The sequence below is a fragment of the Sphingomonas rhamnosi genome (assembly GCF_036663615.1).
In the GTDB taxonomy this organism is placed as follows: Bacteria; Pseudomonadota; Alphaproteobacteria; order Sphingomonadales; family Sphingomonadaceae; genus Sphingomonas.
The window spans coordinates 38,980-56,624 of sequence record NZ_JAXOJJ010000003.1; the positions used below are offsets into that span (position 1 = coordinate 38,980).

A 17,645-nucleotide genomic window follows, 5' to 3' on the forward strand; every position below is an offset into this window, starting at 1 on the left:
GCACTGCGCTCGAATCAGAAGGGGAAGAAGAAGCGGGTGGTCGTGATCGCGACAACCGCAGTGATCAGATTGAGCGGCAGCCCTACGCGCAGGAAATCGGTGTAGCGGTAGCGCCCGAGTTGATAGACGATGACGTTGGTCTGATACCCGAACGGGGTCGCGAACGAGGCGCTGCCCGCGATCATGACCACCACCAGGAAGGGGCGGGGACTGACCCCGAGGCTCTCCGCCAGTGCCACCGCCACCGGCGTCACCAGCACGGCGACGGTCGCGTTGGACAGCAACTCGGTCAGCACCATCGTCAGGCCGTACAGTACGATCAGCGCAGTGAGCGGACTGACCCCCTCGAGCGAGCCGATCAGCGTCGTCGTGGCCGCAGCGGCCAGCCCGCTTTGCGCCATCGCGATGCCCAGCACGACCATGCCGGCGATCAGGATGAGGATCTGCGGGCGCAGACCGCCGTACGCCTGGTCGGCCGAAATGACCCGCAGAAGGATCAGCAGCACGGCGCCCGTGAAGGCCGTCGCGGCGATCGGTGCGACATTGAGTGCCGCAAGCAGGATCGCGCCGACGAAGGCCGCCAGCGCTATGGCCGCTTTGACGGGCTGAAGCGGACGCCGTTCCGCAAACAACTCGGCATCGCCCACCTGTCCGCCAGAGACTTCGATAGCCGCATCCGCCCGTCCATCGCTGGGTTCGAGTATCTTCGTGCCCATCAGCCTGCCGCTGAAGAGGAGCAGGTAAAGCCCGCCGACCAGCGCGACCGGCAAGCCGACCGGTGTGATCTCGAAGATGCCAAAGCGGCTTTGCCCGGCAATACGCGCCATGTCGTCGACCAAAAGGTTGGTCGACGTGCCGAGCAATGTGCAGCATCCGCCGAGGATGGTGATGTACGACAACGGCATCAGATAACGCTTCGCCGATAGCTGCAGGCTTGCCGCGACGTCCTTGACGACCGGGGCGGTCAGCACGACGATCGGGGTGCTGTTCAACACGCTGGAGAACAGCCCCGCGATCCCCAGCAGCACCCAGACCCCAGTGGCCCCGAGCCGCCGGCACATGGCGACGGCGGCCTCGATGGCGCGATCGAGCAATCCGGACAGTTCGAGGGCGTAGGAGATGACGAAGAGCGAGGCGAGCGCGATGATTGCAGGGCTGGCGAATGCGCCCTGGACATCGACCGGACGCACCACCCCGGTCATCAGCAACACGGCGGCACCCGTCAGTGCGACGACGTCGGCGCGAACCTTGTCCCAGATTAGGGCGGCCACCACGCAGCCCAGCACGAGCAGGGTGATGATCTGGTCGAGTGTCATAAACGCCCCATCGGCAACCAGAAATTGGCGCTTCCCATTCTGACCTTCATGCCATGCGGTATGGAGCATCGCGAGAAATTTGCTACAGTTCCCCGATGCATGAGCCGTCTCCTCGCACCAGCCGCCTCGTCGTCGCCGGTTCAGCCGTCGCCGTCGTCCTGCTCGGCGGAGGTGGATTCCTGCTTGGACGCAGTACCGCGCCGTCACCCCCGCCGGTGGTCGTGAGCCCCTTGCCCGCCCCTGCGATAGCACCCGTCGTTTCTGAAGCTCCCGCCGCGCGCGTCCTCTCTCGCGCCGACATTATCGCGATTGCCAACGCAGCGGCGGACGCAGCCTCGTCGGGTACGAAGACTCCCGAGAGCGCTGGCGCGAACGAGGGGGCACGTTTCCAGATCGATCTGCCGTTCGGCTGCGATGGTCCAGCATCCGAAGACAGCCGTGAACCATTTCAGTGGCGCTACGATGCCACATCGTCCTCGCTCAGGGTTTCGGTCGCGTCTGCCGCCTTTGACGCGGGGGAGTGGCTCGGCACGCCGCCGTCAGGCGCCGGCAGCACCGCGTCCCCGACAGCACGCGAAGAGGCCATGGAGGGCTTCTGGATCGCGCGGCCTTGGTCGTCGCGAGAGACCTGCAACTCCGGGTCGGCGCTTGCTGCCCCGATCGGGATCGACGCCGTGACGCTTCCGGGCCAGACGCTCGGACTGGCGCAGATCTTCACCGATCAGGATTCGCGAAACGCCAGACGCCGCGGGAAGCCCTATGAAAGCGTACGTCGCATGGACGAGAGCGATCTGAAGATCGATCAGGGGCTTCGCGTCCGGCTGCGCGGGCGCATCGCTCGCTTTCCCGATGGATCGACGGTTCGCTGCCGTCAGCCCGCGGGTAAGGAACAGCGTCCGGTATGCCTGGTCGCCGTGACTTTCGACGATGTCGCGATCGAGAACCCATCGACACAGGAGACAATCGCTACCTTCGCATCGGCAAGCGGGAGCTGAGGTCGATGTCGATGGCCGCAGGTCCCAGTGTCGCATGAGCGGTGACAAGGCCGGCTTGAACGAGGTGGCGGCCACACCCGAGAATGCGAGCGCGCCGGAGGTCCGCATTCTTGCCGCCGTCAGCGGGTCCGGAAGCCGCTGCTTGGCAATCCGGACGCGGTCGCCCCAGCGACCCCTCGCCGCACGGCGACCGGCTGGAGTGTGACGGTCTCGGGCATCCCCGTGGCCAATGTCACGCCACGCGACGCCGAAGATGCCTTCACGACCGAGCCGGCATTGGCATGGCAATAGTCGACCGCGCTGGACGCCGCGTTCAAACGCGCCGGCGACCGCCGGCTCGGATGGGGTGGGCGGTTTATTGCTGAGACACGCGGATCGGGCGAGGCTGCCATCGGGCGACTAATTGAATCCATCAGCCGGATCATACCGCGGGTCCTTGCCGCCGGCATCGTCATCGCCGTCTTCTGGCTGCTCGCACGCGGCGTCCGCGCTGTTCTGCGACTGGTATTCCGGCGTACCGTGGACGACGTCACCGCCGAAAGCCTCGTCAAGCAGCTCACTTATTATGCGATCATCACCCTAGGCTTTTTCGTTGCGGTCGATGCACTCGGGTTTGATCCGACGACCGTGGCAGCCGGCCTCGGCCTCTCGGGCCTTGTCCTGGGCTTCGCGCTGAAGGACATCCTGTCCAACTTCGTCTCCGGCCTGCTCCTCCTGACGCTTCGCCCGTTCCGGATCGGTGACCAGATCGTCGTCGGAGACCTCGAGGGCCGCGTCGAGAAGATCGAGCTACGGGCTACCCGGCTGCGGGCCTATGACGGGCGTGTCATGCTGGTGCCCAACGCCGAGGTTTTCACGTCGCGGATCGTGAACAATACCGCCGATCCGCTACGCTGGCGCGCGGTCGCCTTGTGGCTGGGGTATGACGCCGACATTGGCCACGCGCTCGACATTGGCAACGCGACCCGGCGCGCTCAGGGCGTGCTGGAGACGCCGTTGCCCGTCGTCCGCATCGACGATCTTGGGCAAGATGATATTCGGGTCGGGGTTACGTTCTGGGCCGACAGCCAGCGTTCGGACTATAAGAACACCGCCGCCGCAGTGCGCGCTGAGATCGTCGAGGATCTGAACGCGGCCGATATCCCGTTACCCGACCCCGCTGCCTTGGTTGTAGGCATTCTTGGCTCTTGAGCACGGTGTCGCAACCGAACGAGGCTGTTGAAAAACTCGCCCCGGCTTGGAGGTGGCGCTCCATCTAGCAACATTCTCAATGTCCTTTCGGCTGCCACGACTCCTTGTGCGCAGCCGGCCACTCGCGAGCAATCATATCAGGCGTCAGGTGACCACACTGACTAATTCCCGAGTTTTTCAACAGTCTCGAACGGTTGTGACAGCGCACCGGCGGCTTTCGGCCCTTCCGATTCTAAAAGCGGTCCGGCAGGGAAGTCCCCAGCTACGGGCGTTCATGGGCGCGCGACGAAGGGCTCGCGTGAACGGCGGGTTTTAGGGACACTGATCGTCGTGCTGAACGGCGACAATTGGGGCGCGTTGCTGCCGACCGGTTCCCGCCAACTGAGCGGCATGTTTTGGCAGAAGCTGCCGTTCGAGGCCCGACTGGCGACCAGCGTATTTTGGTCGAAAGCCGCCTGCCGGTTCGATAGCTAACAACGGCAGCTTCCGGTTCTGTGCCGTCTGGCAGCTGCCAGTCTGCACGCGACAGGATGTGTTGGAGGCTCCCAGCTTTTTACCGGGCTGAGTTGACGAGCATTCTCTGGGACCACGCCATTCCATTCGACTGGCGAACCGAGGTCATCAAACATCTGACGGTCTGAGCGAGCCTCTCGCACAGCCTGACGTTGAACGTCAGACAGCGACGCCGTGCTCGTCGGATTGCCATTTGCTCCCGGTGTCGCGGCAAGAATGCTTGCTCGTGCTGGAAGCACTCGCTGCCGAACTTGAGACGCTCTTCGAACGCGAGAGTGGATAGGAAAATGACGAAGCCCAAGGGCGGCCCGGTTCGGGCCTAGTTCTGGATGCCATCGAAAGCCGTCTGCTCGAACGCGATCGCCTGCGCGAACTTCTCGCGGGCGTGCTCGACGTCTCCCAGCAGCGAACGCAGGAGCGCGAAGCGGAACTGGCGCGCGCCCGAGCCGAGCAGACAAGACTCAATACCGCTATCAGAAACCTTCTGATCCTGGTCGAGCAGGAGATCATGAGCCCACGCGATCCGGCCTTTGCCGAGCGAATGGCGGATAATCGGTCGGCTCTGGCGGGCATTTCTAGCCGGATCGACATCTTGGAAGCGCAGCTGGCGAAGGGCAAGCGTCGGATCGATGAAAGGACGATCGACCGCTTTGGCGAGATGCTGCGCGAAAAGATGCGAGGCGAGGACAGTACTCTGCGCTCGGCCTACCTCAAGATGTTCGTCAGCGAAGTGCGTGTGCTGGAGGACGAGATCGTCATCTCAGGACCGGTATCGGCACTGGAGAACGGCGTTGCCGTTGGGCTTCCCGTCAAAGCGGGCTCAGTGCCCAACTTTGACCAGCAGTGGTGCCCGGAAGAGGACTCGAACCTCCACGACCTTGCGATCGCCAGCACCTGAAGCTGGTGCGTCTACCAATTCCGCCATCCGGGCACGGGGTAGGAGGGCGCCTCTAGGGTAGGGTCTCGATGCTTGTCAACACGCTGTTCGCTCGGCAAGGGAGCGAAACGGTCACCGGACGGCCAAAAGGACGAAAGACGATGAACGACAAGCTGGTAACGCTGATCGGCGGCGGAGGCTTTCTGGGCCGCTACGTCGCGCAGGCCTTGCTCAAGGCGGGCGCGCGCGTCCGCATCGCGCAACGCGATCCGCGCCAGGCGTTTTTCCTCAAGCCACAAGGCGGTGTCGGCCAGACGCAGTTCGTCGCCGTCGACGTGACCAAGCCCGAGACGATCGCGCACGCGGTGCAGGGCGCCGATGCGGTCGTGAACCTGGTCGGCGTGCTCGCCGGCAACTTCCAGGGCGTCCATGTCGCGGGCGCCGCGGCGGTGGCACGCGCGGCCGCGGCCGCCGGGGTCGAATCGCTGATCCAGGTGTCGGCGATCGGCGCCGACAGCGCCTCGGCGTCCGCCTATGGCCGGTCCAAGGGCGACGGCGAGGCCGCGGTGCGTGAGGCGTTCCCGCTGGCGACGATCCTGCGCCCCTCCATCGTGTTCGGGCAGGAGGATGCGTTCCTCAACCGCTTCGCGGCGATGATCGCCAAATTCCCGGTCGTGCCGGTGCTGCGCGCGCCCGCCAAGTTCCAGCCGATCTTCGCGGCCGACGTCGCCGAGGCGATCGCCGCGGCGATCCGCTCGCCCGAGGCATTCGCCGGCCAGACCTACGAACTGGGTGGCCCCGATGTGATCACGATGGGCGGGCTGGTCCGGTGGCTCGCCAAGACGATCGGTCGCGATCCGTCGATCGTCGAGATTCCCGATGCGCTCGGGGCGCTGATCGCACGCGGCGGCGCGCTGCCCGGCGCACCGATCACCTGGGACCAGTGGCAGATGCTGCAGACCGACAACGTCGTCGCCCCCGGCGCGCAAGGGCTCGCCGCGTTTGGGGTGACACCGACTCCGCTCGACGCGGTCGCGCCCGAATGGCTCGTCCGCTTCTGCAAGGCCGGCCGCTTCGGTCGCCGCGCCCAGACGCACGCCGCCTGATGGGTGATCTTCTCACCGTCATCCTGCTCGGCATCGTCGAGGGGATTACCGAATTCCTGCCGGTCTCGTCGACCGGACACCTGATCCTCGCGACCCGGCTGCTCGGCTATGATGCTGGGCGGTGGGAGGTGTTCAATGTCGTGATCCAGTTGGGGGCGATCCTGGCGATCGTCGTGCTGTACTGGCGGACCTTCTGGGCGGTCGCGATGGGGCTGGTGAAGCGCGAGCCCAAATCCTGGCTGTTCCTGCGCAATCTGGTCGTGGCGTTCATCCCCGCCGCGGTGATCGGCCTGGCACTCCACAAGCATATCGAGGCGCTGCTGGGCAATGCCGAGGTCGTCGCGATCGCGCTGGTCGTCGGCGGCTTCGCGATCCTCGCGGTCGAACGCTTCGCGCCGCGCAGTGACGTCAGCGGCGTCGCCGACCTGCCGCTCAAGACCGTGATCGGCATCGGCTTCCTGCAGTGCCTGGCGATGATCCCGGGGGTCAGTCGTTCGGGCGCGACGATCCTTGGCGCGCTTGCGCTGGGCGTCGAACGACGCACCGCGGCCGAGTTCAGCTTCTTCCTGGCAATCCCGACGATGCTCGGCGCGAGCACGCTCGAGCTGGTGAAGAACCGCGAGATGCTGGCAAGCGGGCAGGGGGTCGGCTTCCTCGGGATCGCCGTCGGGTTCGTGGTCGCCTTCGTCGTCGCGTTGCTGGTCGTGAAATGGTTCGTCGGGATCGTGACGAAGCATGGCTTCGTGCCGTTCGCCTGGTACCGGATCGTTGCCGGATCGGCCGCCCTCGTCTGGCTCCTGACAAAATAGGTCCGGAACGATACATTCTGCGGGAATGCATTGTCCGGTAGGGTCGGCTCAGAGAAAAAGTAAGGAAAACTAGGTCAGTCAAACTGTCCTAAAGGCGGTTTTGCCCGTGACAAACCTTCGATCGCGCAATAATGCGACGATCGGAGGCGCACATGGCGAACGATTCTATGTTGAAATTCGTGGATCGGGCGCAGGCCTATCCCGGCAAGCGTGATGCCGAAGCGCGCGCGGAGGATTTCCGCGAAATCGCGGAGCGCTATGCCGTTCCCAGCGCCGAGGATCAGGCCGGCCGCTGCTCGCAGTGCGGCGTGCCGTATTGTTCGGTGCATTGCCCGCTCCACAACCATATCCCGGACTGGCTGCGCCTGACCGCCGAAGGCCGGCTGCGTGAGGCGTACGAACTCAGCAACGCGACCTCGACCATGCCCGAAATCTGTGGTCGCATCTGCCCGCAGGACCGGCTGTGCGAAGGCAATTGCGTGATCGAATTCACCGGCCACGGCGCGGTCACGATCGGCTCGGTCGAGAAATTCATCACCGACACCGCTTGGGAGCAGGGCTGGGTCGAGCCGCTGGTCCCGGGGCGTGCGCGCGGGCAGTCGGTCGCGGTGATCGGCGCGGGCCCCGCCGGGCTGACCGCGGCCGAATATCTCCGCGGGCATGGCTATGACGTGCATGTCTATGACCGGCACGACCGCGCCGGTGGCTTGCTCACTTATGGTATACCGGGCTTCAAGCTGGAGAAGCCCGTCGTGATACGCCGCGTCGACCGGCTTAAGGCTGCGGGCATCGTCTTCCACGAAGGCTTTGCGGTCGGCGAGGACGCCAGCCTCGACGAGCTGCGCCGCCGCCACGACGCGGTGCTGATCGCGACCGGGGTGTACAAGGCGCGCGCGATGGACGTGCCCGGGGGCGACGCCAATGGCGTGGTCGCGGCGCTCGACTATCTTACCGCGTCGAACCGCAAGGGCTTTGGCGATGCCGTGCCGGCGTTCGACGACGGGCGGCTCAACGCCGAGGGTAAGACGGTCGTGGTAATCGGCGGTGGCGACACCGCGATGGACTGTGTCCGCACTGCGATCCGCCAGGGCGCGACGTCGGTCAAATGCCTGTACCGCCGCGACCGTGCGAACATGCCCGGTTCGCAGCGCGAAGTCGCCAACGCCGAGGAGGAGGGCGTCGAGTTCGTTTGGCTCTCCGGCCCGCAGAGCTTCGACGGCGGCGACACGGTGTCGAGCGTGAAGGTGCGCAAGATGCGGCTCGGCGCCCCCGACGCCAGCGGCCGCCGCGCCCCCGAACCCGATCCCGCCGGCGACTTCGCGGTCGACGCTGATCTGGTGATCAAGGCGCTGGGCTTCGATGCCGAGGATCTGCCGACCTTGTTCGCGACGCCCGAACTGGGGGTCAGCCGCTGGGGCACCGTGCTGGTCGACGGCAAGACGCTGATGACCAGCCTCGACGGCGTGTTCGCCGCCGGCGACATCGTGCGCGGTGCGAGCCTGGTCGTCTGGGCGATCCGCGACGGCCGCGATGTGGCGGCGACGATGCACAAATGGCTGAAGGCGAAGGCCGCTAGCGCGAAGGTGGCGGCATGATGCGCCAGTATCTCGCCGCGCTTCTCCTTGCGTCGGCCGGGTTTCCGGTCGTGGCGCACGCGCAGGTCGCGCCGGCGCCCGCGGCCGCCCTTGATCCGGCGCGGCTTGCGGTTGCGCGCGAGCTGATCGACCTGCTGATGCCGCCGGCGACCCGCGCGCAGCTGGTCGAAAACATGATGACGCCGATGCTCACCAACATGCGGCAGGGTATGGCGCAGAACCCCGATTTCGCGAAGGCGATGGGCGACGATCCGCGTGTGAAGACGCTGTTCGATCAATTCATGGCGCGCCAGCAGACGCGGACCATGGACCTGATGCGCACGTCCCTGCCGGGCATGTCGGATGCGATGGCGCGCGCCTATGCGCGCCGGTTCGACGTGGCCCAGATGCGCGACCTGAAGACGTTCTTCATGACGCCGAGCGGTCGCGCGTACACGCAGCAATCCTACACGATCATGTCGGACCCCGATATCGGCGCGTGGCAGCGCACGATGATGACCGATTCGATGGGCCACATGCAGTCCGACATCGCGGACTTCGCCAAGCAGGTCGCTGCGCTCCAAGAGAAGAAGAAGTGACGATGACGGACATGGACTTCCGCGTGGATGGTGCCCGCAAGGACGCTACCGACATGGAGAATGACCGCATGGAGGGCGAACGCGCGCGCCTTGCCGAGCACGGCATGTATCGCCCCGAATTCGAGGGCGATGCGTGCGGCGTCGGGCTTGTCGCCGCGACCGACGGGCGTGCGTCGCGTCGCGTGGTGCAGTCCGCGGTCGATGCGCTCAAGGCGGTGTGGCACCGCGGCGCGGTCGACGCCGACGGGATGACCGGCGACGGTGCGGGGCTGCATATCGACCTGCCGGTCCGCTTCTTCGACGACGCGATTGCCGCGTCGGGACACAAGGTCCGCCAAAACCGCCTCGCGGTCGGCATGATCTTCCTGCCGCGCACCGATCTCGGCGCGCAGGAGGCGTGCCGGACGATCGTCGAGAGCGCGATCATCGACGAGGGCTACACCATCTATGGCTGGCGCCAGGTGCCGGTCGACGTGTCGGTGATCGGCCAGAAGGCGCAGGCCACGCGGCCCGAGATCGAGCAGATCATGATCGCCGGGCCGATGCCGGACGAGCAGGACGCGGCCGAGTTCGAAAAGCGCCTCTACCTCGTCCGCCGCCGGATCGAGAAGCGCGTCATCGCCGCGCAGATCCAGGGCTTCTACGTCTGTTCGCTGTCGTGCCGGTCGATCATCTACAAGGGGCTGTTCCTCGCCGAATCGCTGTCGGTGTTCTACCCCGACCTGACCGACCAGCGCTTCGAATCGCGCGTCGCGATCTTCCACCAGCGCTATTCGACCAACACCTTCCCGCAATGGTGGCTGGCGCAGCCGTTCCGCTGCCTGGCGCACAACGGCGAGATCAATACGATCCGCGGCAACAAGAACTGGATGTTGTCCCACGAGATCCGGATGGCGAGCCTCGCGTTCGGCGACAATTCGGAGGACATCAAGCCGGTGATCCCCGCCGGCGCGTCCGACACCGCGGCGCTCGACGCGGTGTTCGAGGCGATCTGTCGCTCGGGCCGCGACGCGCCGACAGCGAAGCTGATGCTGGTGCCCGAGGCGGTACAGCCCGGCGGCGACCCGCAGCACGCCGCGATGTACCAGTATCTCGCCAGCGTCATGGAGCCGTGGGACGGCCCCGCCGCGCTGGCGATGACCGACGGCCGCTGGGCGGTCGCGGGCATGGACCGCAACGCGCTGCGCCCGCTGCGCTACACGTTGACGTCGGACAAGCTGCTGATCGTCGGATCGGAGAGCGGCATGGTCGTCGTTCCCGAATCCACCATCGTCGCCAAGGGGCGGCTGGGACCCGGCGAGATGATCGCGGTCGATCTCGACGAAGGCGTTCTGCTCCAGGATCGCGCGGTCAAGGACCGCATCGCCGGCGAGGCGGACTATGCCGCGATGATCGGCGAATTCCACACGCTCGACGATCTGCCGTCGGTCGGCGACGGCGTGATGCGCTACGACCGCGCCGAACTCGCGCGGCGTCAGGTCGCGGCCGGCCAGACGCTCGAGGACATGGAGCTGATCCTGTCGCCGATGGTCGAGAGCGCCAAGGAAGCGATCGGATCGATGGGCGACGACACGCCGCTCGCGGTGATCTCGGACAAGCCGCGGCTGATCAGCCAGTTCTTCCGCCAGAATTTCAGCCAGGTTACCAACCCGCCGATCGACCCGTTGCGCGAACGTCATGTGATGTCGCTCAAGACCCGGTTCGGCAATCTCGCCAACATCCTCGACGTCCGCGACCAGCGCGAGCGCGTGCTGGTGCTCGACTCCCCCGTTCTGACGAGCGAACATTGGGCGCGATTGAAGGCGCATTTCGGTAGCGCCGTCGCCGAGATCGACTGCACGTTCGAGACCGGCGGCGGCCCCGAAAAGCTTCGCGCCGCGATTCAGCGCATCCGCAACGAGGCGGAACAGGCGGTGCGTCAGGGCAAGAGCGAGATATTCCTATCCGACGAAGCGATCGACGAGGATCGCGTCGGCATCGCCGGCGTGCTCGCGGTGGCCGCGGTCCATACGCATCTCGTCCGCCGCGGCCTGCGCTCCTACGCGTCGATCAACGTCCGTACCGCCGAATGCCTCGACACGCATTATTACGCGGTGCTGATCGGTGTCGGTGCGACGACGGTGAACGCCTATCTCGCCGAAGCCGCGATCGTCGACCGCCAGGCGCGCGGGCTGTTCGGCGATCTCGACCTTGCCGAATGCCTCCGTCGCCACCGCACCGCGGTGGAGGAGGGGCTGCTCAAGATCATGTCCAAGATGGGCATCGCGGTGATCTCGTCCTACCGCGGCGGGTACAACTTCGAAGCGGTCGGCTTGTCGCGCAGCCTGGTCAACGACCTGTTCCCGGGCATGCCCGCGAAGATTTCGGGCGAGGGCTATGCCTCGCTCCACGTCAACGCGACCGACCGGCACAGCGCGGCGTTCGACACCGCGGTCGCGACGCTGCCGATCGGCGGTTTCTACCGCCAGCGCCACACCGGTGAGACGCACGCCTATTCCGCGCAGTTGATGCACCTGCTGCAGACCGCGGTGGCGACCGACAGCTACACGAGCTACCTGCAATTCTCGCGCGGCGTGGCGGACCTGCCGCCGGTCTATCTGCGCGACCTGCTGCAGTTCAACTTCCCCGCGGAGGGCGTGCCGGTCGACCAGGTCGAGGCGATCACCGAAATCCGCAAGCGCTTCGTGACCCCGGGCATGTCGCTCGGCGCGCTGTCGCCGGAGGCGCACGAGACGCTCGCGATCGCGATGAACCGGATCGGCGCCAAGGCGGTGTCGGGCGAGGGCGGCGAGGACAAGGCGCGCTTCAAACCCTATGCGAATGGCGACAACGCCAATTCGACGATCAAGCAGATCGCGTCCGGCCGGTTCGGCGTCACCGCCGAATATCTGAACGCGTGCGAGGAGATCGAGGTCAAGGTCGCGCAAGGCGCCAAGCCTGGCGAGGGCGGCCAGCTGCCCGGCTTCAAGGTCACCGAGTTCATCGCCAAGCTGCGCCACGCGACGCCTGGCGTCACGCTGATCAGCCCGCCGCCGCACCACGACATCTATTCGATCGAGGATCTGGCGCAGCTGATCTACGACCTCAAGCAGATCAACCCGCGCGCCCGCGTCTGCGTAAAGCTGGTCAGCTCGGCCGGTATCGGCACCGTCGCGGCAGGCGTGGCGAAGGCACATGCCGACGTCATCCTGATCGCCGGTCATGTCGGCGGCACCGGCGCGAGCCCGCAGACCAGCATCAAATATGCCGGCACGCCGTGGGAAATGGGGCTGTCGGAGGTTAACCAGACGCTGACGCTCAACGGCCTGCGCGGCCGGATCAAGCTGCGCACCGATGGCGGGCTCAAGACCGGCCGCGACATCGTCATCGCCGCGATCCTCGGCGCCGAGGAGTTCGGCATCGGTACGCTTTCGTTGGTCGCGATGGGCTGCATCATGGTGCGGCAGTGCCATTCGAACACCTGCCCGGTCGGCATCTGCACGCAGGACGACAAGCTTCGCCAGAAATTCGTCGGCACGCCCGAGAAGGTCATCAACCTGATGACCTTCATCGCCGAGGAGGTCCGCGACATCCTTGCGCGCCTCGGGTTCAAAAGCCTCGACGAGGTGATCGGCCGCACCGAGCTGCTCCGCCAGGTCAGCCGCGGCGCCGAGCATCTCGACGATCTCGACCTCAACCCGATCCTCGCCAAGGTCGACGCGACCGATGCAGAGCGCCGCTTCAGCCTGTCGACCTTCCGCAACGAAGTGCCCGACAGCCTCGACGCGCAGATCATCAAGGATGCGGCGGCGGTGTTCAGCCGCGGCGAGAAGATGCAGCTGACCTATTCGGTGCGCAACACCCACCGCGCGGTCGGCACCCGGCTGTCCTCTGAGATTACGCGCAAGTTCGGCATGTCGACGCTGGCGGACGGCCATGTCACGATCCGCCTGCGTGGCTCGGCGGGGCAGAGCCTCGGCGCGTTCCTGTGCAAGGGCATCGCGCTCGAAGTGTTCGGCGACGCCAACGACTATGTCGGCAAGGGCCTGTCGGGCGGTACCATCGTCGTGCGGCCGGCGGTGTCATCGCCGCTCGCATCCCAGGACAACACGATCATCGGCAACACCGTGCTCTACGGCGCCACCTCGGGGAAGTTGCTCGCGGCGGGGCAGGCGGGCGAGCGGTTCGCGGTGCGCAATTCGGGTGCGACCGTGGTCGTCGAGGGCTGCGGCGCCAACGGCTGCGAATATATGACCGGCGGCGTTGCGGTGGTGCTGGGCGAGGTCGGCGCGAACTTCGGCGCCGGGATGACCGGCGGCATAGCGTTCATCTATGATCCGACCGGCGTCTTCCCGCAGCGCGCCAACCCCGAGAACATCACCTGGGACCGCGTCCGCGCGCTGCACTGGGCGGACGTGCTGCTCGACCTGGTCCGCGATCATGCCGACACCACCGACAGCAAATGGTCGAAGGGCCTGCTGGAGGACTGGGACCGCGTCGCGGGGCATTTCTGGCAGGTCGTGCCCAAGGAAATGCTGACGCGGTTGAGCCACCCGCTCGACGACCGCACGGAGTTGGTGGCGGCGGAGTAAGGGGACATCGTCACCCCGGGCTCGACCCGGGGTCCCGCTTCTTCCCGACGTCTAGAGGAAGCGGGACCCCGGGGCGAGCCCGGGGCGACGGAAGAAGGGGTTCGCGCGGAGGCGCGGAGACGCGGAGGTGTCGCCCTCGTCGCGAAGCGACCGGTCATCACCGGATCTTGTTAAAGGGTGAGCCCGTGCCGGGCGGGACACCTCCGCGTCCTCCGCGCCTCCGCGCGAACCAAATCACCCTATCCTCCTCCCTACCCGGCACGCGGGCTAGTGACACCCGTACCCCCCACCGCCTAAACGACAGACATGTGGCAGCTTTACCAATTCCCCCTGTGTCCGTTTTCGCGCAAAGTCCGCCTGCTGCTCGGCGAGAAGGGCGTCGGCTACGAACTCGTGCGCGAATCGCCCTGGGATCACCGCGACGAATTCCTCGACATGAACCCCGCCGGCCAGACCCCGGTGATGGTCGACAAGGCGCGTGGCGTCGCGCCGCTGATCGATTCGATGGCGATCTGCGAATTCTTCGAGGAAACCGTCGAAAAGGCGGCGATGATCAACGGCACCGCAACCAACCGCGCCGAGACGCGCCGGCTGGTCACCTGGTTCGACACGCATTTCTACCGCGACGTCACCGGACCGCTGCTGCACGAGCGCATGGTCAAGCGCCTCGCGCACCGCGCTGCGCCCGACGCCAAGGGCCTGCGCGAGGCGATGAAGGCCGCGGTCGGCCATCTCGATTACATGGATTACCTGCTCGACCACCGCAACTGGCTGGGCGGCGCGACGATGACCCTTGCCGATCTCGCCGCGGCCGCGCAGATCTCGGTCACCGACTATCTCGGCGGGATCGACTGGAAGGGCCATGAACAGACCGCGCGCTGGTATCGCGGCCTGAAGAGCCGCCCGAGCTTCCGCCCGTTGCTCAGCGAGCGGATGGAGATGATCAACCCGCCGGCGCATTACGACAATGTCGATTTCTGATCGGATCGTCTTCGACGACTTCGCGAAGGTCGACATCCGCGTCGGGACGATCGTCGAGGCCGAACCCTTTCCCGAGGCGCGCAAGCCCGCGATCAAGCTGCGAATCGATTTCGGGCCGGAGATCGGCGTGAAGCGATCGTCCGCGCAGATCACCGAGCATTACACGCCGGAGTCGCTGCTCGGGCGGCAGGTGGCGGCGGTGGTGAACTTCCCGCCGCGGCAGATCGGGCCGGTGATGTCCGAGGTGCTGACGCTGGGGTTTCCGGATACGGACGGCAAGGTCGTGCTGATCGGACCGAGCGAACCCGTCCCGAACGGCGGCCGGTTGTTCTAACCGTCGTCACCCCGGACTTGATCCGGGGTCCCGCCTCTCTCGGACGTGGAAGACAGCGGGACCCCGGGTCGAGCCCGGGGTGACGGGAACTGGGAACTACCCCTCCAGGCTCTTCGACGCCTGTTCGAACACATCCTTCGACAACCTTGGCGTCGCCACGATCCGCTCCAGCTCCGCGCGCATCAGCGTCGATCGCCCCGCATCGAACCGCCGCCAACGCCCCAGCGGCGGCAACAGCTTCGCCGCGGTCTGCGGGTTCAGCCGGTCGAGCGCGATCAGCTGGTCCGCGAGCAACCGATATCCGCTGCCGTCCGCGGCATGGAACGCGCGTTGGTTGGCCGAGAACGCGCCGATCAGCGACCGCGCGCGGTTGGGGTTCGAAAGCGTAAAGTCGGGGTGCCGCGTCAGCTCGGCTACCACCGCGCCGGTATCGTCGCGCGGCGACAAAGCCTGCGCCTGGAACCATTTGTCGAGCACCAGCGCATTGTCGCTATAGCGGTTGTAGAAGATGTCGAGCGCGGCGATGCGCGTGTCCGAAGACCCCGCGAGCAACGTCGTCAACGCACCCTGCCGGTCGGTCATATTGTCCGCCGCCTCGAATTGCGCGAACGCCAGGCCCGCCGCATCCGCCGCGCCGCTCGCCGCGATATAGCCGAGCGCAACGCTGCGCAGCCGCCGCAATCCCTTCGCCTCGGGCGTGTACCCATAGGGCGCGGCGCCCAGCGCATAGACCCGCCGCCACTGCGCATCGAGCCGCTTGCCCAGATCACGCCGCAACGCCTCGCGTGCGCGGAAGATGGCATCGGGGTCGACCACCGCCATCTGGTCGCCGATGAAGCTCTCGGACGGCAGCAGCACCGCCTCGGCAACGAAGGCGCGATCGAGCGCGGCGTCTTCGAGCGTGTTCGCGACCGCGGCGATCACCCCTTCGTGATCGGCGCGCCCGTGGACCGCGCTCGCCACGAGCGTGTCGAGCATCAGCTGTTGCATCGCCTCGTACCGCGCGAACGGATCGTCGTCATGCGCGCTGAGAAAGGCGAGGTCGGCGGCGGAGCGGTCGCTCTCGACGATCACCGGTGCCGAGAAGCCGCGGTTGATCGAGAGCACCGGGCGTTCGTCGAGCCCGTCGAACGTGATCGTGTCTTGGGCGCGGTCGAACAGCACCAGCTGTTCGTCGGTCAGCGCCTTGCCGGTCTCCGCACCGAACAGTTTCACCCGCAGCGGCAGCACCATCGGTGCCTTGCTGTCCTGTCCCGGGGTGGGCGGCACCTGCTGCGCGAGGTGCAGCGTCGCGCGGCCATCTGCGTGGTCGATCGTCGCGGACACTCGCGGCGTCCCCGCCTGCGTGTACCAGAGCCGGAACTGCGTCAGGTCGACGCCGCCGGCTTCCTCCATGCACGCGACATAATCCTCGCACGTCGCCGCGGTCCCGTCGAAACGGTCGAAATACAGATCGGTCGCGGCGCGGAACTTCTCGGGCCCCAGGATCGACGCCATCATCCGGATCAGCTCGGCGCCCTTGTTGTAGATGGTGGCGGTGTAGAAGTTCGAAATCTCCTGATACGCCTCGGGCCGCACCGGATGCGCGAGCGGGCCCGCATCCTCGGGGAACTGCGCCGCGCGCAGGCCGCGGACGTCCTCGATCCGCTTGACCGCGCGGCTTCCCTGGTCGGCGGAGAAGCCCTGATCGCGATAGACCGTGAAGCCTTCCTTCAACGACAGCTGGAACCAGTCGCGGCAGGTGATGCGGTTGCCCGACCAATTGTGGAAATATTCGTGCGCGACCACCGCGGCGATCGCGTCGTAATCATAATCTGTCGCGGTATCCGGATCGGCCAGGATGTAGCGCGAGTTGAAGATGTTGAGCCCCTTGTTCTCCATCGCGCCGAAGTTGAAATCGTCGACCGCGACGATGTTGAACACGTCCAGGTCGTATTCGCGCCCATAGACGTGCTCGTCCCACGCCATCGCCAGTTTCAGCGCATGAAGCGCGTGGTCGGTCTTCGCCAGGTCGCTCTCGCGCACCCAGATACCGAGCTCGACCTCGCGCCCCGACATCGTCGTGAAGCGGCCGCGATTGACCGCGAGATCGCCCGCGACCAGCGCGAACAGGTACGATGGTTTCGGGAACGGATCATGCCATTCCGCCCAATGCCGCCCGTCGCCGAGGTCCCCCTGCGCGACCGGATCGCCGTTCGCCAGCAGCACCGGGTACAGCGCCTTGTCCGCGGTCATCCGCACCGAATAGACGCTCAGCACGTCGGGCCGGTCGGGGAAGAAGGTGATCCGGCGAAACCCTTCGGCCTCGCACTGCGTGCACAGATTGCCGCCCGATGCGTACAGCCCCATCAGCTGCGTGTTGCGATCTGGCGCGATCTCGACCTCGGTCTCGACGATATGCGCGCTGCCCGTCAGCGGTACGACGAGCTGCTCGCCCTCGATCCGCCAGTCGTTCACCGCGACGCCGTCGACGCGCACCGCCAGCGGCTGCTGCCCCGCGCCGTCGAGCCGCAACGGCCGGTCGTGCGCGCCGCCCCGCGTTACCGTGAGGCTCGCCTGTACGCGCGTCGCCGCGGCGGCGAGCGCGAAGTCGAGCCGCGTCGCGGGCACCAGCCAGTCGGGTGCGGTATAGTCCTCGCGACGGATGACGATCGGCTGGGCGAGGCTGTTCTGGATATCGAGCATAGCGACCGAATATAGGCGCGACGCCAGCCACCGCCACCCAAAGCTTGCGGGCGCGCCGCCGTCTGCTAGTCGCACTGCAAAGCCGTCATCCGGA

Annotated in this window: 12 protein-coding genes, 1 tRNA gene and 1 pseudogene; 11 read left to right on the forward strand and 3 right to left on the reverse strand. The window is 66.3% G+C overall.

The genetic code is table 11. The features are described 5' to 3' along the window. Positions 1-14: 14 nt before the first annotated feature. Complete coding sequence (locus tag U1701_RS07730; protein ID WP_332781981.1) at positions 15-1,316, reverse strand: SLC13 family permease; 1,302 nt, start codon at positions 1,314-1,316, stop codon at positions 15-17. 95 nt (positions 1,317-1,411) lie between these two features. On the opposite strand from U1701_RS07730, the gene U1701_RS07735 reads away from it, so the two are divergent. The 4 genes and pseudogenes from U1701_RS07735 to U1701_RS07745 all read left to right on the forward strand — a co-directional run bounded on the left by U1701_RS07735 (position 1,412) and on the right by U1701_RS07745 (position 3,976). Beyond that, a complete protein-coding gene (locus U1701_RS07735) occupies positions 1,412-2,311 on the forward strand; it encodes a hypothetical protein (protein WP_332781982.1) in 900 nt (299 codons plus the stop codon). 402 nt (positions 2,312-2,713) lie between these two features. Next, positions 2,714-2,818, forward strand: a pseudogene (locus U1701_RS18700) (mechanosensitive ion channel family protein); the annotation flags it as partial. Between the two features lie 12 nt (positions 2,819-2,830). Further along, complete coding sequence (locus U1701_RS07740) at positions 2,831-3,502, forward strand: mechanosensitive ion channel family protein (RefSeq protein ID WP_332781983.1); 672 nt, start codon at positions 2,831-2,833, stop codon at positions 3,500-3,502. A 330-nt stretch (positions 3,503-3,832) separates the two neighbouring features. Continuing rightward, the gene (locus U1701_RS07745; RefSeq protein ID WP_332781984.1) at positions 3,833-3,976 is read left to right on the forward strand and encodes a hypothetical protein; all 144 of its coding nucleotides are present in this window, start codon (positions 3,833-3,835) and stop codon (positions 3,974-3,976) included. A gap of 883 nt (positions 3,977-4,859) precedes the next feature. Here U1701_RS07745 and U1701_RS07750 read toward each other — a convergent pair. Further along, positions 4,860-4,946 (reverse strand) — tRNA-Leu (locus tag U1701_RS07750). 107 nt (positions 4,947-5,053) lie between these two features. Between U1701_RS07750 and U1701_RS07755 the strand changes: the two genes are divergently transcribed. The 7 genes from U1701_RS07755 to U1701_RS07785 all read left to right on the forward strand — a co-directional run bounded on the left by U1701_RS07755 (position 5,054) and on the right by U1701_RS07785 (position 14,866). After that, entirely contained in the window at positions 5,054-5,998 is a 945-nt protein-coding gene (locus U1701_RS07755) for a complex I NDUFA9 subunit family protein (RefSeq protein ID WP_332781985.1), read from the forward strand. Then, positions 5,998-6,807, forward strand: a complete 810-nt coding sequence (locus U1701_RS07760) for an undecaprenyl-diphosphate phosphatase (protein ID WP_332781986.1) — start codon at positions 5,998-6,000, stop codon at positions 6,805-6,807. Before U1701_RS07755 ends, U1701_RS07760 begins: the two co-directional genes overlap by 1 nt. Before the next feature lie 152 nt (positions 6,808-6,959). Then, the gene (locus U1701_RS07765; protein WP_332781987.1) at positions 6,960-8,402 is read left to right on the forward strand and encodes an NAD(P)-dependent oxidoreductase; all 1,443 of its coding nucleotides are present in this window, start codon (positions 6,960-6,962) and stop codon (positions 8,400-8,402) included. Continuing rightward, positions 8,399-8,980, forward strand: coding sequence for a DUF2059 domain-containing protein (locus U1701_RS07770; RefSeq protein WP_332781988.1), 582 nt, complete (start codon positions 8,399-8,401; stop codon positions 8,978-8,980). Before U1701_RS07765 ends, U1701_RS07770 begins: the two co-directional genes overlap by 4 nt. A gap of 53 nt (positions 8,981-9,033) precedes the next feature. Further along, on the forward strand, positions 9,034-13,551 hold the full coding sequence (gltB, locus tag U1701_RS07775) for a glutamate synthase large subunit (protein ID WP_332782326.1): 4,518 nt from the start codon (positions 9,034-9,036) through the stop codon (positions 13,549-13,551). A gap of 306 nt (positions 13,552-13,857) precedes the next feature. After that, positions 13,858-14,532, forward strand: coding sequence for a glutathione S-transferase family protein (locus U1701_RS07780; RefSeq protein ID WP_332781989.1), 675 nt, complete (start codon positions 13,858-13,860; stop codon positions 14,530-14,532). Beyond that, a complete protein-coding gene (locus tag U1701_RS07785; protein WP_332781990.1) occupies positions 14,519-14,866 on the forward strand; it encodes a tRNA-binding protein in 348 nt (115 codons plus the stop codon). The genes U1701_RS07780 and U1701_RS07785 overlap by 14 nt, the downstream gene beginning before the upstream one ends. 96 nt (positions 14,867-14,962) lie before the next feature. Here the strand turns inward: U1701_RS07785 and pepN are convergent, their stop codons facing one another. Continuing rightward, positions 14,963-17,551, reverse strand: coding sequence for an aminopeptidase N (gene pepN / locus U1701_RS07790; protein ID WP_332781991.1), 2,589 nt, complete (start codon positions 17,549-17,551; stop codon positions 14,963-14,965). Positions 17,552-17,645: the final 94 nt, after the last annotated feature.